This window comes from Pseudomonas sp. KK4 (genome assembly GCF_001984065.1).
In the GTDB taxonomy this organism is placed as follows: Bacteria; Pseudomonadota; Gammaproteobacteria; order Pseudomonadales; family Pseudomonadaceae; genus Aquipseudomonas.
Genome location: NZ_LYVP01000065.1, coordinates 1 through 23,695 on the forward strand (window position 1 = coordinate 1; position 23,695 = coordinate 23,695).

General features: G+C 61.3%; 26 protein-coding genes. 15 read left to right on the top strand and 11 right to left on the bottom strand.

Annotated elements, in window-relative coordinates; genetic code table 11:
- Positions 1-72: 72 nt before the first annotated feature.
- On the bottom strand, positions 73-972 hold the full coding sequence (locus B0W55_RS19725) for a LysR family transcriptional regulator (RefSeq protein WP_077047593.1): 900 nt from the start codon (positions 970-972) through the stop codon (positions 73-75).
- Positions 973-1,148: 176 nt separating this feature from the next.
- Here B0W55_RS19725 and B0W55_RS19730 point away from each other — a divergent pair, with 176 nt between their 5' ends.
- The 3 genes from B0W55_RS19730 to B0W55_RS19740 are packed head-to-tail and all read left to right on the top strand — an operon-like array spanning position 1,149 to position 3,742.
- Positions 1,149-1,847, top strand: a complete 699-nt coding sequence (locus tag B0W55_RS19730) for a CoA transferase subunit A (protein ID WP_077047594.1) — start codon at positions 1,149-1,151, stop codon at positions 1,845-1,847.
- Positions 1,848-1,883: 36 nt separating this feature from the next.
- Positions 1,884-2,549 (top strand): CoA transferase subunit B, encoded by a 666-nt coding sequence (locus B0W55_RS19735; protein ID WP_077047595.1) that lies wholly within the window; start codon positions 1,884-1,886, stop codon positions 2,547-2,549.
- Positions 2,550-2,560: 11 nt separating this feature from the next.
- Positions 2,561-3,742 carry an acetyl-CoA C-acetyltransferase gene (locus tag B0W55_RS19740; protein WP_077047596.1) on the top strand — a complete coding sequence of 394 codons (1,182 nt, stop codon included), beginning with the start codon at positions 2,561-2,563 and terminating at the stop codon, positions 3,740-3,742.
- 229 nt (positions 3,743-3,971) lie between these two features.
- Here the strand turns inward: B0W55_RS19740 and B0W55_RS19745 are convergent, their stop codons facing one another.
- The gene (locus B0W55_RS19745; RefSeq protein ID WP_077047597.1) at positions 3,972-4,574 is read right to left on the bottom strand and encodes an NADPH-dependent F420 reductase; all 603 of its coding nucleotides are present in this window, start codon (positions 4,572-4,574) and stop codon (positions 3,972-3,974) included.
- Positions 4,575-4,685: 111 nt separating this feature from the next.
- On the opposite strand from B0W55_RS19745, the gene B0W55_RS19750 reads away from it, so the two are divergent.
- Positions 4,686-5,579, top strand: a complete 894-nt coding sequence (locus tag B0W55_RS19750; RefSeq protein WP_077047598.1) for a LysR family transcriptional regulator — start codon at positions 4,686-4,688, stop codon at positions 5,577-5,579.
- A 109-nt stretch (positions 5,580-5,688) separates the two neighbouring features.
- On the opposite strand, the gene B0W55_RS19755 is transcribed toward B0W55_RS19750, so the two are convergent.
- Positions 5,689-6,957 (bottom strand): Nramp family divalent metal transporter, encoded by a 1,269-nt coding sequence (locus B0W55_RS19755; RefSeq protein WP_371807282.1) that lies wholly within the window; start codon positions 6,955-6,957, stop codon positions 5,689-5,691.
- Positions 6,958-7,077: 120 nt separating this feature from the next.
- The gene (locus tag B0W55_RS19760) at positions 7,078-7,611 is read right to left on the bottom strand and encodes a chalcone isomerase family protein (protein WP_077047625.1); all 534 of its coding nucleotides are present in this window, start codon (positions 7,609-7,611) and stop codon (positions 7,078-7,080) included.
- Positions 7,612-7,766: 155 nt separating this feature from the next.
- On the opposite strand from B0W55_RS19760, the gene B0W55_RS19765 reads away from it, so the two are divergent.
- The 6 genes from B0W55_RS19765 to B0W55_RS19790 all read left to right on the top strand — a co-directional run bounded on the left by B0W55_RS19765 (position 7,767) and on the right by B0W55_RS19790 (position 11,555).
- Positions 7,767-8,567, top strand: a complete 801-nt coding sequence (locus B0W55_RS19765) for a hypothetical protein (protein WP_077047600.1) — start codon at positions 7,767-7,769, stop codon at positions 8,565-8,567.
- Between the two features lie 83 nt (positions 8,568-8,650).
- Complete coding sequence (locus tag B0W55_RS19770) at positions 8,651-9,322, top strand: glutathione S-transferase family protein (protein WP_077047601.1); 672 nt, start codon at positions 8,651-8,653, stop codon at positions 9,320-9,322.
- Positions 9,323-9,353: 31 nt separating this feature from the next.
- Positions 9,354-9,680, top strand: coding sequence for a putative quinol monooxygenase (locus B0W55_RS19775; RefSeq protein WP_077047602.1), 327 nt, complete (start codon positions 9,354-9,356; stop codon positions 9,678-9,680).
- Between the two features lie 274 nt (positions 9,681-9,954).
- Positions 9,955-10,413, top strand: a complete 459-nt coding sequence (locus tag B0W55_RS19780; protein WP_077047603.1) for an antitoxin Xre/MbcA/ParS toxin-binding domain-containing protein — start codon at positions 9,955-9,957, stop codon at positions 10,411-10,413.
- Entirely contained in the window at positions 10,410-10,910 is a 501-nt protein-coding gene (locus B0W55_RS19785; RefSeq protein WP_077047604.1) for an RES family NAD+ phosphorylase, read from the top strand. The genes B0W55_RS19780 and B0W55_RS19785 overlap by 4 nt, the downstream gene beginning before the upstream one ends.
- Positions 10,911-10,994: 84 nt before the next feature.
- A complete protein-coding gene (locus tag B0W55_RS19790; RefSeq protein WP_077047605.1) occupies positions 10,995-11,555 on the top strand; it encodes a hypothetical protein in 561 nt (186 codons plus the stop codon).
- A 3-nt stretch (positions 11,556-11,558) separates the two neighbouring features.
- On the opposite strand, the gene B0W55_RS19795 is transcribed toward B0W55_RS19790, so the two are convergent.
- The 3 genes from B0W55_RS19795 to B0W55_RS19805 all read right to left on the bottom strand — a co-directional run bounded on the left by B0W55_RS19795 (position 11,559) and on the right by B0W55_RS19805 (position 14,464).
- Entirely contained in the window at positions 11,559-12,275 is a 717-nt protein-coding gene (locus tag B0W55_RS19795) for an alpha/beta hydrolase (protein ID WP_077047606.1), read from the bottom strand.
- Between the two features lie 201 nt (positions 12,276-12,476).
- Entirely contained in the window at positions 12,477-13,589 is a 1,113-nt protein-coding gene (locus tag B0W55_RS19800; protein WP_077047607.1) for a M14 family metallopeptidase, read from the bottom strand.
- 95 nt (positions 13,590-13,684) lie between these two features.
- Positions 13,685-14,464 carry an ABC transporter substrate-binding protein gene (locus tag B0W55_RS19805; protein WP_077047608.1) on the bottom strand — a complete coding sequence of 260 codons (780 nt, stop codon included), beginning with the start codon at positions 14,462-14,464 and terminating at the stop codon, positions 13,685-13,687.
- 218 nt (positions 14,465-14,682) lie between these two features.
- Here B0W55_RS19805 and B0W55_RS19810 point away from each other — a divergent pair, with 218 nt between their 5' ends.
- A complete protein-coding gene (locus tag B0W55_RS19810) occupies positions 14,683-15,315 on the top strand; it encodes a type 1 glutamine amidotransferase (protein ID WP_077047609.1) in 633 nt (210 codons plus the stop codon).
- Between the two features lie 107 nt (positions 15,316-15,422).
- Here the strand turns inward: B0W55_RS19810 and B0W55_RS19815 are convergent, their stop codons facing one another.
- Positions 15,423-15,857, bottom strand: a complete 435-nt coding sequence (locus tag B0W55_RS19815) for a rhodanese-like domain-containing protein (protein ID WP_077047610.1) — start codon at positions 15,855-15,857, stop codon at positions 15,423-15,425.
- A gap of 100 nt (positions 15,858-15,957) precedes the next feature.
- On the opposite strand from B0W55_RS19815, the gene ftrA reads away from it, so the two are divergent.
- A complete protein-coding gene (ftrA, locus tag B0W55_RS19820; RefSeq protein ID WP_077047611.1) occupies positions 15,958-16,932 on the top strand; it encodes a transcriptional regulator FtrA in 975 nt (324 codons plus the stop codon).
- Positions 16,933-17,041: 109 nt separating this feature from the next.
- On the opposite strand, the gene cobF is transcribed toward ftrA, so the two are convergent.
- Positions 17,042-17,794, bottom strand: coding sequence for a precorrin-6A synthase (deacetylating) (cobF, locus tag B0W55_RS19825; protein WP_077047612.1), 753 nt, complete (start codon positions 17,792-17,794; stop codon positions 17,042-17,044).
- Complete coding sequence (locus tag B0W55_RS19830; RefSeq protein ID WP_077047613.1) at positions 17,794-18,363, bottom strand: histidine phosphatase family protein; 570 nt, start codon at positions 18,361-18,363, stop codon at positions 17,794-17,796. Before B0W55_RS19830 ends, cobF begins: the two co-directional genes overlap by 1 nt.
- Positions 18,364-18,949: 586 nt before the next feature.
- Between B0W55_RS19830 and B0W55_RS19835 the strand changes: the two genes are divergently transcribed.
- From B0W55_RS19835 to B0W55_RS19845, 3 genes are all read left to right on the top strand, one after another.
- On the top strand, positions 18,950-19,966 hold the full coding sequence (locus B0W55_RS19835; protein ID WP_077047614.1) for an arginine N-succinyltransferase: 1,017 nt from the start codon (positions 18,950-18,952) through the stop codon (positions 19,964-19,966).
- 25 nt (positions 19,967-19,991) lie between these two features.
- Entirely contained in the window at positions 19,992-21,026 is a 1,035-nt protein-coding gene (astA, locus tag B0W55_RS19840) for an arginine N-succinyltransferase (RefSeq protein WP_077047615.1), read from the top strand.
- Positions 21,027-21,176: 150 nt separating this feature from the next.
- Entirely contained in the window at positions 21,177-22,046 is an 870-nt protein-coding gene (locus B0W55_RS19845) for an oxaloacetate decarboxylase (protein WP_077047616.1), read from the top strand.
- 360 nt (positions 22,047-22,406) lie between these two features.
- Here the strand turns inward: B0W55_RS19845 and B0W55_RS19855 are convergent, their stop codons facing one another.
- On the bottom strand, positions 22,407-23,483 hold the full coding sequence (locus B0W55_RS19855) for a diguanylate cyclase (protein ID WP_077047618.1): 1,077 nt from the start codon (positions 23,481-23,483) through the stop codon (positions 22,407-22,409).
- Positions 23,484-23,695 lie beyond the last annotated feature (212 nt).

Below are 23,695 nucleotides of genomic sequence, written 5' to 3' on the forward strand. Positions count from 1 at the left end.
GGTCAGTCGACACTATTGCTGGATGACCCACCGCATTCGCGAGCAAGCCCGCTCCCACATTTTGCTTGGCTTTTAGCCAGGTAGACGCGTTCCAAGGTTTTCTGCCTTGAGCACATCAAACAACGCCTGCGCCGCCGCCGACAGCTCGCCGCCGGGCAAGGTCAGCACGCCGATCGCTCGTTCCACCACCGGATCGCGCAAGGTAATACACCGCGCCCCCAGTTCGCGCATTTGCCCGGCGCACAGGGCCGGTACCGCGCTCACGCCCAGTCCGCTGGCGACCATGCGCCCGACCGTCGCCAGTTGATGGCTTTCAAATTCCACCGGGAGTTTCATACCCCGGGCGTGCAGGTGTTCTTCGAGCATCACCCGCACCGTCGACGGCCGTTGCAGAGTGATGAACGGTTCCTTGAGCAAGGTCTGCCAGTCGATCTCCTGCAGCTCCGCCAGCGCCGAGTCATGGGGCACCACCGCGACGAAGCGGTCGATATATAGAGGCGTGAATTGCAGCGACGAATTCATGGTCGGCTCGAACGCCACCCCCAGTTCCACCTGGCGGTCACGGACCATTTCCAGCACCTGCTCGTTGATCACGTCGTTGACGGTGACATTGACCTTTGGATAACGCGCGCGAAAAGTCTTGAGCATCGGCGGCAGCAGGTTGCCGGCGAACGACGGCATCGCCGCCAGCGTCACGCGCCCGCGTTGCAGGGTGAAGCGCTGGCGCAGTTCATCTTCGGCGTTGTCCCAGTCGGCGATCAGGCGGCGGGCCAACGGCACCAGGGCTTCACCCTCGGCGGTCAGCGCCACATTGCGTGTATTGCGGGTGAACAGCCGCCCGCCCAGGCCGTCCTCCAGCGCCTTGATGGTCAGGCTCAAGGCCGACTGCGACAGGTGCAGGCGCTCGCAGGCCACGGCGAAACTCAGGCTCTGGGCCACGGCCAGGAAGGCGCGGATCTGTTTGATGGTCATCGTCGCTTCGCTCCCGGCTGCAAGCTACAAGGGTTAAGCTGCAAGAGTAGAAGCAGCGGTTTGTTGAGCTTTATCAATCAATCAAGCCAAAAAAACAACTTAACAAATTAATTCAGCGACGAGACACTCATCCCATACGGCTAGCCAGCCGCCCACAAAGAATAAAAGAGGTGCATATGGCAGGTTTCGACAAGCGCGTGAGTTCCTACGAGGAAGCACTGGCAGGTCTTGAAGACGGCATGACCGTGATCGCCGGCGGCTTTGGCCTGTGCGGGATCCCGGAAAATCTGATCGCCGAGATCAAGCGCAAGGGCACTCGTGATCTGACCGTGGTTTCCAACAACTGCGGCGTCGACGGTTTTGGCCTGGGCGTACTGCTCACCGATCGCCAGATCAGCAAGGTCGTAGCCTCCTACGTCGGTGAAAACAAGCTGTTCGAAGAGCAACTGCTCAAAGGCGAAATCGAAGTCATCCTGACCCCCCAAGGCACCCTCGCTGAAAAAATGCGCGCGGGCGGCGCCGGCATCCCGGCCTTCTTTACCGCCACCGGCGTCGGCACCCCGGTCGCCGAAGGCAAGGAAGTGCGTGAATTCAAGGGCCGCAAGTACCTGATGGAAGAGTCCATCACCGGCGACTTCGCCATCGTCAAAGGCTGGAAAGCCGACCATTTCGGTAACGTCATCTACCGCCACACCGCCCAGAACTTCAACCCGCTGGCCGCCACCGCCGGCAAGATCACCGTGGTCGAAGTCGAAGAAATCGTCGAACCCGGCGAACTGGACCCGGCGCAGATCCACACCCCTGGCATCTACGTCGACCGGATCATCTGCGGCACGTTCGAAAAGCGCATCGAACAGCGCACCGTGCGTAAGTGATCCCCTGCCCCCGGACCGAATGAAGGAATAACAACAATGGCACTTTCCCGCGAACAAATGGCTCAACGCGTCGCCCGCGAAATGCAGGACGGCTACTACGTGAACCTGGGCATCGGCATTCCGACCCTGGTGGCCAACTACATCCCCGAAGGCATGGAAGTCATGCTGCAGTCGGAAAACGGCTTGCTGGGCATGGGCCCGTTTCCGACCGAAGAAACCATCGATGCCGACATGATCAACGCCGGCAAGCAAACCGTGACCGCACGCATCGGCGCGTCGATTTTCTCGTCCGCCGAATCCTTTGCGATGATCCGCGGCGGCCATGTCGACCTGACCGTGCTGGGCGCCTTTGAGGTTGATGTGCAGGGCAACATCGCCTCGTGGATGATCCCCGGCAAACTGGTCAAAGGCATGGGCGGCGCCATGGACCTGGTGGCCGGCGCCGACAACATCATTGTCATCATGACCCACGCGTCCAAGGACGGTGAGTCCAAGTTGCTGGCGCAATGCAGCCTGCCGCTGACCGGCGCCGGTTGCATCAAGCGCGTACTGACCGACCTGGCCTACCTGGAAATCGAAAACGGCGCGTTCATTCTCAAGGAACGTGCACCGGGCGTCAGCGTTGAAGAGATCGTCGCCAAAACCGCCGGCAAACTGATCGTTCCGGACCACGTGCCGGAAATGCAGTTCGCTGCCCAGTGAGGAATCATTCCATGCAAGAAGTCGTCATTGTTGCCGCCACGCGTACCGCGATCGGCAGTTTCCAGGGATCGCTGGCCAGTGTGTCCGCGGTGGACCTGGGCGCGGCGGTCATCCGTCAGTTGCTCGCACAAACCGGCCTGGACCCGGCTGAAGTCGATGAAGTGATCATGGGCCAGGTGCTGACCGCCGGCGCCGGGCAGAACCCTGCGCGCCAGGCCTCGATCAAGGCCGGCCTGCCGTTTGCCGTGCCTGCCATGACCTTGAACAAGGTCTGCGGTTCGGGCCTCAAGGCCCTGCACCTGGCCACCCAGGCCATCCGTTGCGGCGATGCCGAGGTGATCATCGCCGGTGGCCAGGAAAGCATGAGCCTGGCCAATTACGTGCTGCCCGGCGCCCGCACCGGCCTGCGCATGGGCCACGCGCAGATCGTCGACACCATGATCACCGATGGCCTGTGGGATGCGTTCAACGATTACCACATGGGCATCACCGCCGAGAACCTGGTGGAGAAGTACGGCATCAGCCGCGAGCAGCAGGACGCCTTCGCCGCGGCCTCGCAGCAGAAAGCCGTGGCCGCCATCGAAGCCGGGCGTTTCGTCGATGAGATCACGCCGATCCTGATTCCGCAGCGCAAGGGCGACCCGTTGTCGTTCGCCACCGACGAGCAGCCACGGGCCGGCACCACCGCCGAATCCCTGGCCAAGCTCAAGCCGGCCTTCAAGAAGGACGGTTCGGTGACCGCCGGCAACGCCTCGTCGCTCAACGACGGCGCTGCCGCGGTGATCCTGATGAGCGCGGAAAAAGCCAAGGCCCTGGGCCTGCCGGTGCTGGCGAAAATCGCCGGTTACGCCAATGCTGGCGTGGACCCGGCGATCATGGGTATCGGCCCGGTATCGGCCACCCGCCGCTGCCTGGACAAGGCCGGATGGACCCTGGATCAACTGGACCTGATCGAAGCCAACGAAGCCTTCGCCGCGCAATCGCTGGCCGTGGCCAAGGACCTGGAATGGGACCTGGACAAGGTCAACGTCAACGGCGGCGCCATCGCCCTCGGCCACCCGATCGGAGCCTCGGGCTGCCGCGTGCTGGTGACCTTGCTGCATGAAATGATCAAGCGCGACGCCAAAAAAGGCCTCGCCACCCTGTGCATCGGTGGCGGTCAAGGCGTGGCCCTGGCGCTCGAGCGGGCGTAAAGCGTTCTACAGACTGCGCGGTGGCCCACGAAGATCCGCGCGGTCTGGCAACATCCCTGCGGCTGAGAGTCCACGTAGTGAGGGGATTGATCCCCGCTGGAGTGCGTAGCGCTCCCGGAAAATCTTCGACTATTGCCGAGATTTTGGGGGTTGCTGCGCAACCCAGCGGGGATAAATCCCCTCACCACGAAAGGCTCTCTCGCCGCAGGCCCATCTGTCTGGACTTCCCTCAGCCAAATTTCACCAGATTCAACGCCGGCAACGGACCGCCCGGGAACTGCACCAATCGCCCGCCGACACTCAACGCTCCCAAATCGACGCCGAAGAACCCCAGGCGCTCGATCAGCGCCGCCACTTCAACCTTGGCCTGTGCTGAATCCCCCGAGAAGAACAACACCCGCCGACCGCCTTCCGCCGCCGGATCACCGTCGACCAGGTGCGCCTGAAGGTGATTGAACGCCTTCACCACCCGCGCCCCCGGCACCCATTCGGCGAACACCTCGCTGGATACCCTGCCCTGCAAATCCACGGCTTTGAACGACGGCGCTTCAATCGGATTGTTGGCGTCGATCACGATTCGCCCGGCGAAATCCGGTAAGCCAGCCAAGGCAATCGGCAACTTCGACCAGTTCACCGCCACCAGCACGATCGGCTGTGCGGCGGCTTCTTCGCGGGTACCGGCGCGGGCGGTCGGGCCGAGTTCGGCCACCAGGGACGCCAGCGTTTCAGGTCCGCGACTGTTGGCGATGACCACTTCGATACCTTTCTGGGACAGCGCCCGGGCGAAGGCTGCACCAATGGCGCCGGCGCCGATGATTCCAATTGCACTCATGGTTTTTCACTCCGTAGGTTGTGGATGGAGTGAATACTGCGCTTGCCATTGATCCTTGATTAGCGGGTAATGGCTTGAATTATTTTCAAGCATTGCTTGCAGGTACCTGCCATGGAAACCCTCGCCAACCTCGAATCCTTTGTACGCAGCGCCGAGACTGGGAGCTTTTCGGCAGCCGCCCGCCTGCTCGCACTGACCCCGGCCGCCGTCAGTCGCAACGTGGCGATCCTCGAGCGGAACATCGGCGTGCGCCTATTCCAGCGCTCGACCCGCAAACTGTCCCTGACCGAGGCGGGCGAAAGCTTCCTGGCCAACATCGGCGGTAATCTGCACGCCTTGCAGGCGGCAATCGACGCCGTCACTACCGATCGCGGTGAGCCGGCGGGCGTGCTCAAGGTCAGCCTGGCGCCAACTTTCGGCATCGGCCATATCCTGCCGTTGCTGCCGGGGTTCCTGGCGCGCTATCCGTTGATTCGCCCGGAATGGCACTTCGAGAATCGGGCGGTGGATTTGATCGCCGAGGGCTACGACGCGGCGATTGGGGGTGGATTCGAACTCGCGCCTGGCGTCGTGTCGCGAACGCTGGCGGCGGCCCATGTGGTGGCCGTGGCGTCCCCGGCGTATCTGGCTGAACGCACGCTGCCCGAGAGCCCGGTGGACTTGCAGTGGCTTACAGGCATCGTGATGCGCGGCAGCCGCACCGGGCGCATTCGCCAGTGGGTCATGCAGGACGGATCAGGACATGAGGCGCTGGCGAACCTGAACGAAAACGTCGTCCTGAATGATCCGGCAGCCATGCGGGAAGCGGCGATACTCGGCCTGGGGGTGACGCTACTGGTGCTGCCGGATGTGGCGGCGAATATCGAACGCGGGGAACTGGTGCGGGTGTTGCCGGACTGGCACGCGGATGCGGGGCCGATTTCGCTGTACTACCCGAGCCGCACGCTGATGCCGGCCAAGACCCGGGTGTTCATTGATTTTGTGGTGCAGGCGTTTGAGCGATAGACCGCGTTATCGTTCTTCGCGAGCAAGCCCGCTCCCACATTGGGCCGCGCTCGTCAGAACCACTCGGTCAACTGTGGGAGCGGGCTTGCTCGCGAAGAGGTCGGGCCATTCACCCCAAAAGCTGCAGGATCAACCAACTGTTCGCCCCGCTGATCACCACGAACAACCCCCAGGCCAACACCCGCGTCGGCAAACGATTCACAAACGGTCCCATCAACCTGTGATCGTTGGTCATGCGAATCAGCGGGTACAGCGCAAACGGCAGCTGCAGACTCAACACCACCTGACTCAACACCAGTAACTTGCCTACCGCGTCGTCGCCCATCAGCCACACGCCTATGAACGCCGGGATCAGCGCCAGGCCGCGAGTGATCAGGCGTCGCTGCCAGCAGGGTATGCGCAGGTTGAGAAAGCCCTCCATGATCACTTGGCCGGCGATGGTGCCGGTAAAGGTCGAGCTTTGCCCCGACGCCAGCAACGCGACACCGAACAGCACACTGGCCAATGCCCCGCCCACCAGTGGATCGAGCAGATGATAGGCGTCCTGAATGTCGACCACGTCGGTGTGCCCGGTCTTGTGGAAAGCCGCGGCCGCGAGAATCAGGATCGCTGCGTTGACCAGCAACGCCAGGGCCAGGGAGCCGATGGTGTCGATGCGCGCCAGTTTCACTGCGTCCTCCTTGCTGGCCTGGTCCCTGCCGATCAGCCGCGTCTGCACGATCGAGGTGTGCAGGTAAAGGTTATGCGGCATCACCGTCGCCCCGAGAATGCCGATGGCCAGGTACAGCGGCGCGGCATCGCTGAGGGCTGACAACGATGGTTTGAAGCCCTGGGCAACTTCCGGCCAGTAAGGTTTGATCAGCATCAGCTCGACAAAGAAACACACGCCGATGGTGGCCACCAGCACCAGCATGATCGCTTCCAGACGACGGAAGCCGCGGTTTTGCAGGGCCAGCACCAGCAAGGTGTCGAAGGCTGTGAGGGCAATGCCGAAGGTCAGGGAACAACCCAGCAATAGATGAAAAGCCAGGGCACAGCCGAGCACTTCGGCAAGATCGGTGGCGATAATCGAGATTTCCGCCAGCACCCACTGCGTGCGTGCGGTGCGTTGGCTGTAGCGCTCTCGGCACAGTTGCGCCAGGTCGCGCCCGGTCGCAATCCCCAGCCGTGAGCACAGACACTGCACCACCATCCCCGCCATACTTGCCAGCAGCACCACGAACAACAGGCTATAGCCAAACCGCGACCCTGCCTCGATGGCCGTCGCCCAGTTGCCCGGGTCCATGTAGCCGATGGACACCAGCAAACCCGGTCCGGCGAAACGCAGGACGCGCTTGAAGAATGAGGCACGCGGATCAACAGAGACGCTGCCTGCCACTTCGGGTGGGCAAAAAGGTGCTGTGGCTAGTTTGGGCAAACTGAATTTCACGCAGGCATTCCAAAAAACGGGCGGGAGGAGCCAGCTTAGACGGTTCGAGCAAAAATCTGTAGGAGCGCTTCAGGGTTTGGCGGTGCCCAGCAATTGTTCGCGCAACTCGGGATTGTTCGTGCGCGGATCAAGCCAGATCCCGAAGAAGGCCTGGGCAAATTGCGGATCGTTCACTTCATACCGCAACTGCTGACCGACATAGAAACGCGCACCCTGCCCCGGCAAATACACGCCGGTGAGCCGCGTCCCGGCTTCGACGTCCACAAAAGACTGCTGCATCTGGGCCTGCCATGCGGCCAGTTGCCCAGCACTGATCGACCCATCCGACAGCCGTTTTATTTCATCGACGCTCGCCCGAACCAGATCGTCCCGGGAAATCCTGCGTTGATAGATCAATTCCAATGCAAACGGCTGATCGCTCGCCAACGGTCGCGCGGCGCTCCAGAGCCGAGCGTTATAGATGTCAAAACCGAACATGCGAAATTCACCGGTGCCAATGATTCGGGCGCCGGGCAGGGTTTCTTGCCAACTGGCCAGGGCCTGGCTGCCAATCAATGCCAGCAGCCACAGAAAATGACGCAGGGGGGAGCGTGGTGGGGTCATCATCGGCTCGATTCATCCCAGGGTGTTGCTGATACTTATACCCGTAATGCGTTACCGTACAACCCTCAAAAACTGTATACAAAAAGCTTAATTATTTGCAGCAATCACTCGACAGCGATGCTAACGTTGACACTTCGCCCAGGTCGGAGGTGCGCGTGCTACTGCTCAAACTGCTGGTCATTCCCGGATTTCTGCTGCTGATATCCCTTGCCGGTAAACGCTGGGGACCGAGTGTTGCCGGCTGGCTGTCGGGGTTGCCGGTGGTGGTCGGGCCCATCCTGTTCTTTCTGGCCATCGAACAAGGCGAGGCCTTTGCCGCGCAATCGGCGACCGCGGCGCTATCCGCGATGTTCGCCATGATTGCATTCTGCGTCAGCTATGCCCAAGTGGCCCAACGGGCAAGTTGGCCATGGGCGCTGGCCGTTTCGCTGCTGGTCTGGGCAACCATTGCGGTTGTGCTGTCGGCAATCCCGCCGTCGCTGAGCTTCTCGGTGATCGCCGCCGCAACTGCGCTGCTGGCGGCACCGTACCTGTTCCCAAGCGTGCAGCCTGTCGTGCCAGGCCCGGCACCGAAGTCCGATAAGTTGCTGCTGCGCATGATCGCCGGCGCCCTGCTCACCCTCGCCGTCACCCTGCTGGCGAGCACCGTCGGCGAACGCTGGAGCGGCCTGCTCGCGGTGTTCCCGGTGCTGGGCAGCGTGATGGCAGTGTTTTCCCAACAAACCCGCGGGCCGGCGTTCACCGCGGCATTGTTGCGGGCCACGGCCACCGGCATGTACTCGTTCGCCGCGTTTTGCCTGGTCCTGGCATTGGCGCTGCCTGCCTTGGGCCTGGGCGGGTTCGCGCTTGGCGTCGCCGTGTCCGTGGCAATGCTGGGCGTCACCAAGCGTCTGCTGGCTAAACCGGCGATAACGCCTGCAACTCATTCAACTCATTCAACTCTTTCGAACGACTAGCGCAATAACCTCGTACGTCAATCGAATGGGTTTAGCTCAACATCAGCCTCAGTTCACAACCCAACCCGACTGAGGCCTTTACCATGAAATTCTTTTTCCACCCTTCGCCCAACCCGATGAAAGTTGCTCTGCTGCTCGAAGAACTGCAAACACCGTATGAATTGATTGGTGTCGATACCTTCAAGGGTGAACAACACCAGCCGGCCTTCCTGGCGATCAACCCCAACGCCAAGGTGCCAGCGCTGGTCGATGGCGACGCCACGGTCTTCGACTCCCAGGCCATCCTGCTGCACCTGGCGCAAAAGCATCAGCGCTTCCTGCCGACCAGCGCTGCCGGCAGCGCCGACATGCTGTCGTGGCTGATGTTTATCGCCACCGGTCTGTCGCCATTTTCCGGCCAGGCTGTGCACTTCCTGCACCACGCGCCGGAAGATCTGCCCTACGCAAAAAACCGCTATTTCAAGGAAGTCGAACGCCACTATCGCGTGCTCGACCAACGCCTGGCCGATCATCCCTACCTGGCCGGCGACACTTACAGCATCGCCGACATGGCGCTCTGGGGCTGGGCCAACTACGCGCCGTACATCCTCGGTGAATCCGGCCTGGCCGCGTACCCGAACGTCAAGCGCCTGTTCGACGAAATCAGCGCCCGTCCTGCCGCGCAACGTGCCCTGGGCCTGAAAGAGAAACTGGTGCTGAAGGCCGAATTCGACGAGGAAACCCGTCGCAACCTGTTTCCGCAGAACCAGGCGTAACCCGCCAACTTCCGCATCCAGAGGTGATGAAATGAGTGATCACGTCGCGTTTATCGTTTACCTGCCCTCCAGGCCGGAACGTTTCGCCGAAACCAAAGAGCGCCTGCTGCACGTCGTGCACCAGATGTCGGCCGAACCGGATTTCGTCAACACCTGGGTGCACCAACGCCAGGGCGAACCGAACACCCTGGTGCTGTACGAAACCTGGAACTGCAGCAAGGAAGACTTCATCACGCGTCACCTGAGCAAGCCTTACCGCCAGGAATACGAGCGGTTGCTGCCGGAGTTGCTGGCCAGCGAGCGTCGGATCGAGTTTCTGGATGTGATCGAGAGCTATCCAGTGCGGCGGCAGGGGTAATTGCAGCGGCCCTCTTGTGGCGAGGGGGCCGTTCCTACAACAGAGGGTAAAAAACTGAAATTTCGAGGATTTCTCCCACAGGTTTTTCGGGTTGGCCGTCGGAAGCGTGGCGAGTACCGTGGCAGCTCCAAGTTAGGCGAATGAGAGCAGCCGGATGACAACCGGTGAGCCCCTTCATGCTTTAAGGACGGATCCATTGCAGAAGTAACGCCGACGGACTCAGTTGCCCATGACGCGACACTTGACCTGTCAAGCGTCGCAGGAGGTTGTCGGTATGCCCCCAAGGACCGAAACAAAAAGCATCGCCAAAACGCCAACCCAGATGCTGCTACGTGGCCGCAAAGGTGATATGCGCATGTTGATCATCCGATACACACAGGAAGGCTTTTACCTCAGCGATGTCAAAGAAATGCTTTCCACATCAATGCTGTACATGGAGCAGGGCCTTGTAGAGCGCATCACGGGCAAATCCGCCAGGACAGTCCAGCGTATGACCAAAGAGACAGAAGGCGTACGGCTTAACCAGCAGCAAAGTATGATCGCGTTCCAGTATGCGCACGCTCTGGAGCGCGCCATCACTGTGTTCGGTGATCAGCAACTGGCCGAAGACTGGCTCAAGAAACCCTGCAAATACCTGGACGGCAACGTACCTCTCGAGCTGGTCGACAATTCATTGGGCTTCCAGGTCGTCCAGGACTATTTGACCCGGCTCGAACACGGGGTCTATCAATGAATCCGTTGCCCTGGGACGGGAAATGGCACGCTTGGCGCCTTGACCGCGAGGCCTTCAGGAAAACATGGAACAGTGGACTGGGCGCGCAATTATCTGGCGGCCGCTGGAATCCTCCGGGCCGCCGGGTGATCTACGCTTCGGCCGATCCCTCTACCGCGATTCTGGAAGTCGCGGCCCACGCCGGATTCGACACACTCGACAGAGTGCCCCACGTACTGACGCGCTTTGAAGTTCTGAACTCGGAGCTCATCAAAATTGTTCAACCCGAAGACGTACCAAACCCCAACTGGCTCAGCCCGTCTCAACCCTCGCCCAATCAACAGAAATTTGCTGACGAATTGCTGGCCGAGCATCCCTTCGTGCTTATCCCCTCTGCGGTGACCGGTCACTCGTGGAACCTGCTGGTGAACTGCGACTTGGCAACGGATAAGTTCAGGGTTGTTTCTCAGGAACGTTTTGGACTGGATACACGGTTGATCACCAATCAACCCTCATGACCGTCCGTTAGCCCGCACTGGAACGCTCCACGACCTCCATGGGATGATCGCCCACCACTGCGCGCCCATCCCTGGAGATTCCGAATGTCACTGTTGAGTAAAAAAGCCGTTGTCCTGCTGCTGGCCGCGGCTGCCACCGTCGGGGTTCTGAATGTGCAGGCGGCCACGGTCAAGGAGGCGCCGCCGCAGAAAGTGTCGATGCTCGATGGCAAGTTCACCTTCACCCTGCCCAAGGGCTTCGTTGCCAGCCAGTTGCCGAGCAATAACAGTGCAAGCGGCACGATGTACGCCAACGAGGCCACCAAGACCGTGGTCATCGCCGCGCAGAACAGTCTGCCGGAAGGCACCACGGTCAAGGACAACGACGGTGCATTTCTCGACGGCACCGTGGCCGACTTCGACGCGGCGCAACGCAAGGCATTGAAGGATTACAACAAGCTCAGCGAGAAAAGCCTGACGCTGAAAAGTACCGGACTGGGCGTGCGTCAGGTCGACAGCACCGCCACCCAAGGTGGCGGGCTGACGCTCAACACCACCCTGATGGCGGCTTCGGGCAGCCGCATGACGGTGATTCAGGTCATTTCCCGCCCCGGCGATATGGCAGCCCATGAAACGCTGATCAAGCAGATCGTCAGCGGCAAGTAAGCCTCAGGGGTTGAGGCGCTGCAGCCAAGCGTTCAAGTCCTGCAGTTCTTCGGCGCTGATGTTATGGCCGACACCCTGGTAAGCGTGAAACTCGGGTTCCAGTGACACGCTTTGCAACAGGCTGTTGGCTTCGGTGCCGTCGCTATACGGCAGGCGTTTGTCTGCCGTGCCATGACCGATGAAGATCGCCAGCGACTGGCGTTTTTCATCCGGTTTCAACTCGGACTTGAGCACCGGTAGAATCCGCCCGCTCAATGCGGCAATCCCGCCCAGCACCTCGGGATGGCGCAAGCCCACTTCGTAGGACATGATCGCGCCCTGGCTGAATCCCACCAGAAACACCTTGCCGGGCTCGGTGTGATATTTGCGGGTCGCCTTCGCGATGAAATCGATCAGCACCTGGCCGCTTGACTTCAGATCATCGGTCTCGCCGTTGTAGGCACCTTCGCCCTTCTTGCGAAACCATTGATAACTGCCCTCTTCCAATACCACCGGCGCCCGCACCGACAGGTAGGTGTACTGCTTGGGCAATTCGTCCTTCATGCCGAACAGGTCCTGCTCGTTACTGCCGTAACCGTGGAGGAAAATCACCAGGGGTTGGTCGCGGGAATCGGGGTTGGATTGCTCGAGGTACTTGAGCGGCAGGTCGGTTTGCAGCGGGGTTTGAGCGTGGACAGCGGCGGATGCCAGCAGCGTGAGCAGAGCGAGAAACTTCAACATGAGCCTTCCTTCACAGTGCGCAGGATTCGGGGCAGAGCCTAACACTGTGAGCCATGGCAGGATATTTCTGGTGCGGCCATCGACGCTTTCGCGAGCAAGCCCGCTCCCACACCCGACGGCGATCTACCTGAATAGGCTCGGTCGAAGGTGGGAGCGGGCTTGCTCGCGAAGAGGCCTGTAAGGGCATCGAAACTTCACAATTCAGTCGTTGACCAGTTTGCCGACCCGAATCGGCTCACGCCCTGCCACCTTCGCCTGCCAGGTCCCCGGCTGGGTATAGCGCCCACGATCCAGGGCGAACAATACGCCGCTGGTTCCCGCGCGCACGGTGGTGACCTTGTCGTTCAGCGGGTCGACCACTTCAAACAATGCATCGCCCTTCTCCACCCACTCACCGGCCTCGCGCAGGAAACTGACCACGCCGTGATGGGGTGCGAACAGATATTGAGTGCCTTCGAACGGCATGCCTTCGCAGCATTCGCCAGGCGCCGCCGGCCAGTTGCCCGCGATGAATCCCTGCTCGGCAAGAAACCCCAGAATTGCCTCGCAATTGGCTTGCGCCTGATCGACCCGGGTATCGCCCATGCTGCCCAGTTCCAGCGTGGTCGCCAGATTGGCCGGTGGAATGGCCGCCTCGGGGAATGCCCGCGCCAGACGCAACCAAGGTGAAGAACAGGATTCGTCAAACGAACTGCCGCCGGAGTCTTCACACAGCAACGCCACGCCCGCCTTCAGTCGCGCCGCCAGGGATTGCCACTGCGGCCAGTGCTGCGGCAAGGCGTACAGATGAATCGCCGCTTCGAAATCGCAATGCAGATCGAGGGTGATATCGGCATCGCACGCGTGACGCAGCAACAGGCGATGCATGGCTTGCAGTTGTGAAGCCGGCGCCGGCAAGCCGTCGAGCACCTGGCCCATGGCCTGGCGGATCAGCGCGATGTTGGCTTCGGCATCGCTGCCCAGGCGATCGCCGACCAAGTGCGCCACCGGCGCGCTGAGTTCGACGAACGAACGGTTGAAATTCTTGCCACTGCCCAGTTCGAAACGGCCCATGTGGGCGCTTTGCAGATGCTGGTCCAGCCCGATGGGGTTGGCCACCGGCACCAGCTCGATCACGCCCTGCAACTGGCCCAGGCTTTCCAGCTCGGCCAGGCGCTTTTTCAGCTCCCAGGCGGTGCGCATGCCTGGCAGCTCATCGGCGTGCAGGCTGGCCTGGATGTAAACCTTGCGTGTGCCGGCGCCGTAACGAAACACACTGAGGGTGCGCTCGGTGCCCAGATGGCTCCAGGGCAGTGGGTGGTCGATGCGTTGCATGGGCATGACTCCTGAAAAACGGGTAACCAGAAAATATTCATGAGCATAAAAAAAGTGGCCACCGCGTCAACGGGGCCACTTCTTTCTACAGCCTGTTACTGACCATACACGTCAAAAGCGAAGTACTTGTCCTGCACTTGCTTGTACTTGCCGTTGGCGCGGATTTCGGTGATGGCGGTGTTGAATTTGTCCGCCAGCTCCTTGTCACCCTTGCGCACCGCGATGCCAGCGCCGCCGCCGAAGTACTTGGCGTCTTCATACACCGGGCCGACGAACGCGAAACCCTTGCCGGCGTCGGTCTTCAGGAAACCGTCGTCCAGGTTGACCGAGTCGGCCAGCAGCGCGTCGACGCGACCGGACACCATGTCCAGGTTGGCTTCCTGCTGGGAGCCGTAACGCACCAGTTCGATACCTGCCGGCACCAGCACTTCGGTGGCGAAACGGTCGTGGGTACTGGCGCGCAGCACACCGACTTTCTTGCCCTTGAGTTCGGTCAGCGGGTCCTTGATGTCGGTGCCGGCCTTCATCACGAAGCGCGCCGGAGTGTGGTAGTACTTGATGGTGAAATCGACGTTCTTCTTGCGATCGTCGGTGATGGTCATGGACGACAGGATGGCGTCGATTTTCTTGACCTTCAGCGCCGGGATCAGGCCGTCGAACTCTTGCTCCACCCAGACGCACTTCATTTTCGCCTGCTCGCACAGCGCGTCGCCGATATCCACGTCGAAACCGGTGAGCTTGCCGTCAGGGGTTTTCATCGAGAACGGCGGGTAACCGGCTTCGATACCGATACGGACCGGTTTGGCATCGTCGGCCACGGCCGTGAGGGACAACATCGACAGTGCCAGGGCACCGAACATCACTAGCTTCTTCATTTATGACTCCTGTGTGCGGAGGTTTTTATTGGCAGCTTTCGGTCGTGTGCTCATGGCGGGTAAAGACCGAAGAGGCCGGCAGTCTAGAGTGGCTGGTGCGGGGCAAATTGTTTCGACGCGACAAATACTTATAGAAATTGGCCGAATGCACGAACGCTGGTGACGGGCGCTTTTTTGCGGCACATTGATCGTCAGTCTGCACCACCGAGAGAAGCCCGATGCCTGCGTTGAACCTGATCCAGCACCACCCCGCCGAAGGGCCGGGCGCCATTGCCCTGTGGGCCGCCTCCCGTGGGCTGACGCTGAATGTCTTTCGCGCCGACCTCGGGCAGTTGCCTCCGGTGGGCGCGGCACCAGTGATTGTGCTGGGCGGGCCCTATGAATCCAACGCCGGGCCGATCTGGCTGGAAGCCGAACGGCAATGGATGGCAGGTTGCCTGGCTCAGGACGCGGCGGTATTCGCCATTTGCCTGGGCGCTCAATTGCTGGCTCTGAGCCTGGGCGGCCATGTGCGGCGTATGGAGCAGCCTGAAACCGGTTGGACCGCGGTGACGTTCACCGATGGCCAGACATTGAAGGTATTGGAATGGCATGAAGACGCCATCGACCTGCCGCCGGATGCGCTGTTATTGGCCAGCAGCGAGCAGTGCAGGCAGCAGATGTACCGCGTGGGGCCGAGGCGGATTGGATTGCAGTTTCATCCGGAGTGGAACGCGGACTCGGTGGCGGTGCTGAACCAGCATTTCGCCGATGAGTCACCCTTGCCACGGGGGACGCAGGACAGCGTCGCCCATGCCGCCGTTTTTGAATGGCTGCTGGGGACGCTGGATGCGTGGTGGGCGGCGGTTTGAATGTTGGATGCAGGCTCGCGATGCGCTCGGAAATGCTGCGGGGTGTCCGGTTCCCCGCGTCATCGTTATCGACCATCGCGAGCATGCTCGCGCCTACCGGGGGTGGGTCAGCATTCGCAGCTGAGCGCTGTGTTGATCGGGCGTAGCGCCGGGACGCTCAATTCAAACCCTTCATCGAGCCAACCGGTTACGCCGCCGATCATCTCCTTGACCGGGTAACCCAGCGCTGCCAGTTTCACTGCGGCCTTGTTCGCGCCGTTGCAGTGCGGCCCCGCACAATAGACCACGAACAGACTGTTTTTCGGGTAACCCGCCACTCCCTCGGCGGTCAGCAACCGTCCCGGAATATTGATCGCCCCTGGCACATGCCCGCGTTCGAACGCCAGAGGCCCGCGTACGTCGACCAGGACAAAGTCGATCTCGCCAGCCTGTTGGCTGCCATAAACGTCGGAGCAGTCGGTTTCAAAGGTCAGGCGGTTGCTGAAGTGCATCAGGGCGATGGCCGAGGGTGCGGCAGGGATTTGGCGGACCAGGCTGGTCATGGGCAGTGCTCCAGGCGTCAGGGGGTGTGAACAGACTTTATCCCCCCGCCACTTGCCGCTACAGTGGCGCACAAGACACTCACCGGGAACTTTCCGCCAAATGCAACCTAACCCTGGACTGGTCGCGATCCTGGCCTACGACGGCCTCTGCACCTTTGAATTCGGCATTGCCGTGGAGATCTTCGGGCTGGCACGGCCTGAGTTCGATTTCCCCTGGTATGAGCACCAGATCGTCGCCGTGGACCAAGGCCCGATGCGTGCCATGGGCGGTATCCAGGTATTGGCCGATGGTGGCCTGGAACTGCTGGAACAGGCCCGCACCATCGTCATTCCCGGCTGGCGCGACCGCAACGCGGCGGTGCCCGAGCCCTTGCTGACCGCCCTGCGTCAGGCCCATGCCCGTGGCGCACGGTTACTGTCGATCTGCTCGGGGGTCTTCGTGCTGGCCGCCACCGGCCTGCTCGATGGCCACAGCGCCACGACCCACTGGCGCTACACCACGGAACTGGCCGAGCGTTTTACGAATATCCTCGTGGACCCCGACGTGCTGTATGTCGATTCAGGCCAACTGATCACCTCGGCCGGCAGCGCGGCCGGCATTGACGCCTGCCTGCATCTGGTGGCCCGGGATTTCGGCACCCAGGTGGCCAACTCGGTGGCGCGGCGACTGGTGATGTCGCCGCAACGCACCGGTGGCCAGGCGCAATTCATTCCCACACCGGTCAGTCCTACGCCACGCAGCGATCTTTCCCGCGTCATGCAGTGGGCTCGCGAACGCTTGCATCAGCCGCTGGAAGTGCGTGATCTGGCCAGTGAAGCGGCGATGAGCGAGCGCACTTTCCTGCGCCGCTTCACCGAGGCCAGCGGCCAGTCGCCCAAGACGTGGTTGCAACACGAACGCCTGGGCCGCGCACGGGAACTGCTCGAAAGCACGAATCACAACACCGAGCAGATTGCCGAGCGCTGCGGTTACCGGTCGGTGGAGAGTTTTCGGGTGGCGTTTCGCAGCGTCGTCGGGGTGCCACCGTCGGTGTATCGGGAGCGATTCGGGCGTGGGGTCAGGGCCATGTCCTGAGGTGGATTCAAGGGCCTCTTCGCGAGCAAGCCCGCTCCCACAGTTGAAATGCGGTCAAAATGTGGGAGCGGGCTTGCTCGCGAAGGCGTCACCCCGGGCAACGATTAATTCAAGGCTTACGCAAAAGGTAGGTATCCATAATCCACCCATTGGTCTCCCGAGCCGCCTTGCGCACCCGCTCGATCTCATCCGCCACATCCCCGAGCCTGCCGCTGATCAGGATCTCATCCGGCGTGCCCAGGTACGCGCCCCAGTAAATCTCGGTGTCCTGATCCGCCACCTGATGGTAGGCATCCTGGGCATCGAGCATCACCACCAGGCAGTCGGCATCGCTCACCTGCCCCGCCGCCAATCGCCGGCCGGTGGTGATTTCCACCGAACGGCCGATCTGGTTGAGCGGCACCTTGTGCTGGGCCGCCAAGGCCTGGACGCTGGTGATGCCGGGGATCACCTCGAATTCAAAGGCACAGGTGCCGGCGGCGAGAATCGCCTGCAGGATGCGGATGGTGCTGTCGTACAACGCCGGGTCGCCCCACACCAGGAACCCGCCGCACTGATCGTCCGCCAGCTCATTGATCAGGCGCTCGAAGGTGCGCTGCTTGGCCAGGTTCAGGTCATCGACGCTGGACGTGTAGTCCACATCGCCGCGCTCGCGCTCCGGGCTCTGAGCCTCGACAAAGCGGTAGTCGCGATCGGTGATGTAGCGCTCGCAGATTTCCCGGCGCAGGTCGATCAGCTTGTCCTTGCTCTGGCCCTTGTCCATCAGGAAGAACACATCGGCCTGATTGAGCGCCTTCACCGCCTGCATCGTGATGTAGTCGGGGTTGCCGGCACCAATGCCAATGACCAGGATTTTTTTCATCAACGTGTTCCTTCGAGGTTGTCGCCAAGGTGCAGCCGCCAATGACCACTGAACCTCAGTTCGATGGTCGACAGCGGCTGCACATCTATCTGATTGAATGCCGGGCTCTGCAGCACATGGGCCAGCGCGGCGCGGATGATAAACGGATGGGTCACGGCAATGACATGCCCGGGTGTCGACTCCAGGGTCGAAAGCCAGGCGGCTACCCGCTCGATGACCTGTGTGACGGACTCGCCACCGTGAGGCGCAGCATCCGGGTCGACGATCCAGTGTTGAAGTCGTCCAGGATCGGTCTTTTGCAGGTCCTTGATGCGAGCGCCGCGCCAACGGCCGAAATCGCAATCCCTGAGGGCCTCGACGATTTCAACACGGTCGCCAAACAGTTCGGCGGTTTGCCGGGTTCGCAATTCCGGCGCGCAGATCAGACGGGACACCCCGCCCAATAAAGCACTGCGCGCCCCCCTGGCCGACTGCCAATCCATCTCCAATGGCTCGTTTGTAGGAAAACGCGCCAATTTTTGTGCGACGGTTCGAGCGTGACAGATCAGGGTCAAACGGGTCGCGTGCACAGGAAATCTCGCGGTCGATGGAACGGATAAACGGCGTTTGGCCGCGCAATAATAGGCAATTGTGCCGCAACAGGCGGGATCGGGGGACGTTTTGTTTGATCCGCTGCCGCGCGAACCCTCAGGCATTTCATCGCACAACAACAGCCATATCCGACAACTGTTTAGGCAATGGACTACAAGCTCAATCGACCTCTGTGTAGCCCTGCGCCCCTATGCCTTCGCGGACAGGATCGGCACCGGGAACGACGCCAAAATTAACTAGACACGCAACACCCCTTAACTAAATACTGATTTCAACGGATTACCGAAACCTCATCCAGCCAGGAGCCCGGATGCCTTCATTCAAAGACCCGATCATCGATCCCGGTCTGGACCAGGACAGGTCCGAACGCAAAGCCAAACGCGCCTCGATGAGCCCGCCCCGAGTACAGGGGTCGAATCCGTCATCGCCTGTGGCCATGAATCCATAACCAACACAAAAAAGAGCGGCGCCTGCCAGGGCGACCGCCGTTTCATTGCGTGGAAACCGACAGTGATAGTCAGGCCCGGTGCCCGTCACCGAGCCCTTTGATACAGGAGTACATCCATGCTGGTCTTGCGCCCAGTGCAGTTAAGCGACCTGCCCCATTTACAGCGACTTGCCCGGGAAAGCCTGGTGGGCGTCACCTCCCTGCCTGACGACGGCGAACGCCTGCGCGATAAGATTCTCGATTCCTGCACTTCGTTCGAGCATCAGGTGCAGAACCCGGGGCCGGAAAGCTATTGCTTCGTGCTGGAAGACCAGGCGACGCGAAACGTGGTGGGCTGCTCTGAAATCCTCGCCACCGCGGGTCTCGGCGAGCCGTTCTACAGCTTGCGCAACCGGCATTTCAACAGTGCCTCGCGGGAGCTGAACATCGAACATGAGGTGCCCGCGCTTTCGGTGTGCCAGGACCTCAGCAGCCATACCCTGCTGCGTGGCTTTCATATCGATACTGCCCTGCAGCGCACGGCCTGCGCCGAACTGCTGTCGAGGGCGCGACTGCTGTTCATCGCGGCCCATCCCCGGCGCTTTGCCGAGGCGGTGATCACCGAAATCGTCGGCTACAGCACCGAAAACGGTGACTCACCTTTCTGGGATGCGGTGGGCAAGCATTTCTTCGACCTGCCTTACGCCGAGGCCGAACGGTTGTGCGGCCTGGAAAGCCGAGGGTTTCTGGCTGAATTGATGCCGCAATACCCGATCTACGTGCCGATGCTGCCCCAGGCCGCGCAGGACTGCATCGGCCGCATCCACCCCGAGGGCCAGGAAGCCTTCGATATCCTGACCCGCGAGGGTTTCGAAACCAACAACTACATCGACCTGTTCGATGGCGGCCCGACCCTGTTCGCCCGAACCGCCGGCATTCGCTCCATTGTCCATAGCCACATCGCCGTGGCCCGTCCCGGCTCGGCGATCGACGCCCGTGGCCGCTATCTGGTGAGCAATGATTCGCTGGAAAATTATCGGGCCATCGTCGCCGAACTCGATTACATCCCCGGACAACCGGTGACCCTGGACGAGCGCATGTGCGCAGCGCTGAAGGTCCGCGAAGGCAGTCTCATCCGGCTTATCGCCCTGTGAGCCCGTGCCAGGAAGGAGCAACAGGATGATTTTGCGCCCCGTTCAGGTCACCGACCTGCCCGCCCTGCGCGCGCTGGTCCGCCAGGCGGGCCGGGGTTTGAACAGCCTGCCGGCCAACGAAGAGCGCCTTAACCATCGTCTGCGCTGGGCGATGCGCACCTTCGCCGAACAGGTCGAGCGCGCCGATGCCGACTACCTGTTCGTGCTCGAGGACGACGATCAGCAAGTGATCGGCGTCAGTGCCATGACGGGCGCCGTCGGTCTGCGCGAACCCTGGTACAACTATCGGGTGGGGCTGACGGTCAGCGCTTCGAAGGAGTTGGGGATCAGCCGGCACATCCCGACCCTGTTCCTGAATAATGAAATGACCGGCCAATCGGAACTTTGCTCGTTGTTCCTGCGCCCCGATCAACGCCTGGAGGGGCACGGTCGACTGTTGTCCGTGGGGCGCCTGTTGTTCGTCGCGGAGTTCCCGCACCTGTTCGGTGACAAGCTGATCGCCGAATTGCGCGGCAGCGCCGACGAACGCGGTTGCTCGCCGTTCTGGGACAGCGTCGGCCGGCACTTCTTCAAGATGGACTTCAGCCATGCCGATCATATGTCGTGGCTGGGCAACAAGGCGTTCATCGCCGAATTGATGCCGCGCCAGCCGCTCTACACCTGCCTGCTGACCGAGCAGGCCCGGGCCGTGATCGGCAAACCCCACGGCAACAGCGAACCGGCCCTGAAAATTCTCAGCGCCGAGGGTTTCGCCCATCAGGGCTACATCGACATCTTCGACGCCGGCCCGGTGATCGAGGCCCCGGTGTCGAATATCCGTACCGTGCGCGAGAGCCTGTTGCTGGATTTGTCCATCGGCACCCCGGACGATCAGGCACCGCTGTGGCTGATCCACAACCGGCGCCTGGAAAACTGCCGCATCACCATGGCCCCCGGGCGACGAGTGGGTGATTGCCTGACTATCGACCGTCTGACCGCCAAACGTTTGCAACTGCAGCCCGGTGATTCCGTGCGTTGCGTGCTGTCGCGCGATCAACAGCGCCAGGCGGTGGCGGCCTGATCCACGCCGCCACCGCCCCTGATCCCGAACAAAATGGCTGCAAACACGTTAAATTCGTCATCATTCTCCGCTCGTACCCGTGATAGCCTTTAACACTTTCGGCGTTGACACTTTTGCTCAAGCCCTTCCATTTCCATTGGTGGAACCCATATGTCCAGGCTGTCTCATCAAGATTTACGCCGTAACTTCCGTCAACTGTTCGCGTCCAACACCTGCTATCACACCGCTTCGGTGTTCGATCCGATGTCGGCGCGCATCGCGTCTGACCTGGGCTTCGAAGTAGGGATTCTCGGTGGATCCGTCGCGTCGTTGCAGGTCCTGGCGGCGCCTGACTTTGCCCTGATCACCCTCAGCGAGTTCGCCGAGCAGGCCACCCGCATTGGTCGTGTCGCCCAGTTGCCGGTGATTGCCGACGCCGACCATGGCTACGGCAACGCCCTCAACGTCATGCGCACCATCGTCGAACTGGAACGCGCCGGCATCGCCGCCCTGACCATCGAAGACACCCTGCTGCCCGCGCAATTCGGCCGCAAATCCACCGACCTGATCACCGTCGCTGAAGGTGTCGGCAAAATCCGCGCAGCCCTGGAAGCCCGCTGCGATTCGGAAATGGCCATCATCGCCCGCACCCACGCCGGGATCCTGCCGGTCCAGGAAATCATCAGCCGCACCAAGCAATACCAGGCCGCCGGCGCCGATGGCATCTGCATGGTCGGCGTCAAAGATTTCGACCATCTGGAACAGATCGCCGAACACCTGAGCGTGCCGCTGATGCTGGTGACCTACGGCAACCCGCTGCTGCGCGACGACAAACGCCTGGCCGAACTGGGCGTGCGCGTGGTCATCGACGGCCACGGCGCCTACTTCGCCGCCATCAAGGCCACCTACGACAGCCTGCGCGAACAACGTCAGATCTTCACCCAGGCTTCGGACCTGAACGCGACTGAACTGACGCATACCTACACCCAGCCGGAGGAATACATCCGTTGGGCGGAGGAGTTCATGAGCGTCAAGGAATAAGCCTCCCACGGGTTTTGTGGTGTGCCCAGATTGCATGGACAACACCACCCCCTGTAGGAGCGAACTTGCTCGCGAAGAAGCTGAAAACACCGCGTGGCATCAGATGCCCAGCGTTATCGTTGACGACCATCGCGAGCAAGCTCGCTCCTACAGGGGAAATTCGTTCACTCAATAGGGCGAGCCTTTTTTTGCTTACTATTTTTTGGCGTTTGAAAAAAAAGTGAGTCGCCGTCAGGCGAAACCCTAAGCGGCCGTTACCGAAGAAATGGATATGTACCCGGTCAGCCAGAGCAAGGTCGGCTATCAGGCCGCCTTCGCGAGCAAGCCAGCTCCCACAGGTATTGCGGACACTCACCGACGTCAAACCGAATCAAGCAATTCATGCCGCGACCGCCCATCCCCACAGCAGATCACCCGATTACGCCCGGAAGACTTGGCCTCATACAACGCCTGATCCGCATCATTGAGCCATAGCGTGGCCTCGGTGTGGCCTGGGTTGAAGGCGGCCAGGCCGATGCTCAGGCTGACTTTCAGCGCAGGACTCTGCTCGTAACCCAAAGTCGAAAAACGCTCACGCAACGCCTCCATGGCCGCTGCGGCGCTGCTCAGGGGCATGTCCGGCAAAATCACGCAAAACTCATCTCCGCCATACCGTCCCGTGACATCGGTGGCCCGCAGATTCTGCTTGAGCATCTTACTCAGTTGCCGCAAGACAATGTCCCCGGCGACATGACCGTAGGTGTCATTGATGCTTTTGAAATGATCGATATCAATCAGGGCGATGGCGCCGCCCTGGGGCTGTTGATGCAGGCAGCGCTGGAACTCGACTTCCAGCCGATCCTTCCAGGCCCCATGATTGAGCAGACCCGTCAGGCTGTCGGTACGGCTCAGGGCCAGCAGCTCGCGCTTTTGCTGGCCGAGGGTATGGGCCTGGCGAAAGCAGATCAGCCCTAGCGCCAGCGGATAGAAACACATCAGCGGCAAGCAGGCGTACAGCTGCAACTGACTGGTGTCGGGGATGAACAGCGGACGGAAGATCAGCCAGCCAACACCCAGCCCGAGTACCTGCGCCACCGTCCCCACCAGCAGAAAGCGCAGGCCACCGATGGCCACATTGTTCATGGCCATCATGGAAACAGTGGTGGCGCTGGGCAGCGGATTGAAATGCATGGCGGCCACCCAGAAACCGCCCATGAAGGCGTCCACCATCAGGTTGCGATGTTCGGCGTGATAAGGCGTCGGGGAGCGTCGGGCCCATTGGTAGGCCAGGTGCGGCCAGAGCAGGCCGTTGAACAGCATCAATCCCCAGACCCAGGGCGCCGGACGCAACGGGTACATCGCCGCGCCCACGCACAACAACCCCAGTATCAGACCCAGGGCGCGTGATGTGTAGAGCCGCCTGGCCAGTGAAAGTCCTTTTACCTCCATCTTTGCCATTGGGACCTCTGCACCGCTGAACGGGACCTGATGACACAGGGTGGGCGGGTTGCTCGGAGTCTAACAGGGCAACGTCAAATAGCCATCACCGGCCGGCGGCCTGACATCAGCCCTGTAGGAGCGAGGCTTGCCCGCGATGAACCATGACGCGGTCTGCCTGGTTTACCGAGCTCCCCCTCTTCGCGGGCAAGCCTCGCGCCTACAGGAACAGG

Bases quoted from the DNA above. Each gene is read 5' to 3' on its own strand.
- B0W55_RS19725 (WP_077047593.1), bottom strand. From the start codon at position 972: ATGACCATCAAACAGATCCGCGCCTTCCTGGCCGTGGCCCAGAGCCTG.
- B0W55_RS19730 (WP_077047594.1), top strand. From the start codon at position 1,149: ATGGCAGGTTTCGACAAGCGCGTGAGTTCCTACGAGGAAGCACTGGCA.
- B0W55_RS19735 (WP_077047595.1), top strand. From the start codon at position 1,884: ATGGCACTTTCCCGCGAACAAATGGCTCAACGCGTCGCCCGCGAAATG.
- B0W55_RS19740 (WP_077047596.1), top strand. From the start codon at position 2,561: ATGCAAGAAGTCGTCATTGTTGCCGCCACGCGTACCGCGATCGGCAGT.
- B0W55_RS19745 (WP_077047597.1), bottom strand. From the start codon at position 4,574: ATGAGTGCAATTGGAATCATCGGCGCCGGCGCCATTGGTGCAGCCTTC.
- B0W55_RS19750 (WP_077047598.1), top strand. From the start codon at position 4,686: ATGGAAACCCTCGCCAACCTCGAATCCTTTGTACGCAGCGCCGAGACT.
- B0W55_RS19760 (WP_077047625.1), bottom strand. From the start codon at position 7,611: ATGACCCCACCACGCTCCCCCCTGCGTCATTTTCTGTGGCTGCTGGCA.
- B0W55_RS19770 (WP_077047601.1), top strand. From the start codon at position 8,651: ATGAAATTCTTTTTCCACCCTTCGCCCAACCCGATGAAAGTTGCTCTG.
- B0W55_RS19775 (WP_077047602.1), top strand. From the start codon at position 9,354: ATGAGTGATCACGTCGCGTTTATCGTTTACCTGCCCTCCAGGCCGGAA.
- B0W55_RS19780 (WP_077047603.1), top strand. From the start codon at position 9,955: ATGCCCCCAAGGACCGAAACAAAAAGCATCGCCAAAACGCCAACCCAG.
- B0W55_RS19785 (WP_077047604.1), top strand. From the start codon at position 10,410: ATGAATCCGTTGCCCTGGGACGGGAAATGGCACGCTTGGCGCCTTGAC.
- B0W55_RS19790 (WP_077047605.1), top strand. From the start codon at position 10,995: ATGTCACTGTTGAGTAAAAAAGCCGTTGTCCTGCTGCTGGCCGCGGCT.
- B0W55_RS19795 (WP_077047606.1), bottom strand. From the start codon at position 12,275: ATGTTGAAGTTTCTCGCTCTGCTCACGCTGCTGGCATCCGCCGCTGTC.
- B0W55_RS19800 (WP_077047607.1), bottom strand. From the start codon at position 13,589: ATGCAACGCATCGACCACCCACTGCCCTGGAGCCATCTGGGCACCGAG.
- B0W55_RS19805 (WP_077047608.1), bottom strand. From the start codon at position 14,464: ATGAAGAAGCTAGTGATGTTCGGTGCCCTGGCACTGTCGATGTTGTCC.
- B0W55_RS19810 (WP_077047609.1), top strand. From the start codon at position 14,683: ATGCCTGCGTTGAACCTGATCCAGCACCACCCCGCCGAAGGGCCGGGC.
- B0W55_RS19815 (WP_077047610.1), bottom strand. From the start codon at position 15,857: ATGACCAGCCTGGTCCGCCAAATCCCTGCCGCACCCTCGGCCATCGCC.
- ftrA (WP_077047611.1), top strand. From the start codon at position 15,958: ATGCAACCTAACCCTGGACTGGTCGCGATCCTGGCCTACGACGGCCTC.
- cobF (WP_077047612.1), bottom strand. From the start codon at position 17,794: ATGAAAAAAATCCTGGTCATTGGCATTGGTGCCGGCAACCCCGACTAC.
- B0W55_RS19835 (WP_077047614.1), top strand. From the start codon at position 18,950: ATGCTGGTCTTGCGCCCAGTGCAGTTAAGCGACCTGCCCCATTTACAG.
- astA (WP_077047615.1), top strand. From the start codon at position 19,992: ATGATTTTGCGCCCCGTTCAGGTCACCGACCTGCCCGCCCTGCGCGCG.
- B0W55_RS19845 (WP_077047616.1), top strand. From the start codon at position 21,177: ATGTCCAGGCTGTCTCATCAAGATTTACGCCGTAACTTCCGTCAACTG.
- B0W55_RS19855 (WP_077047618.1), bottom strand. From the start codon at position 23,483: ATGGCAAAGATGGAGGTAAAAGGACTTTCACTGGCCAGGCGGCTCTAC.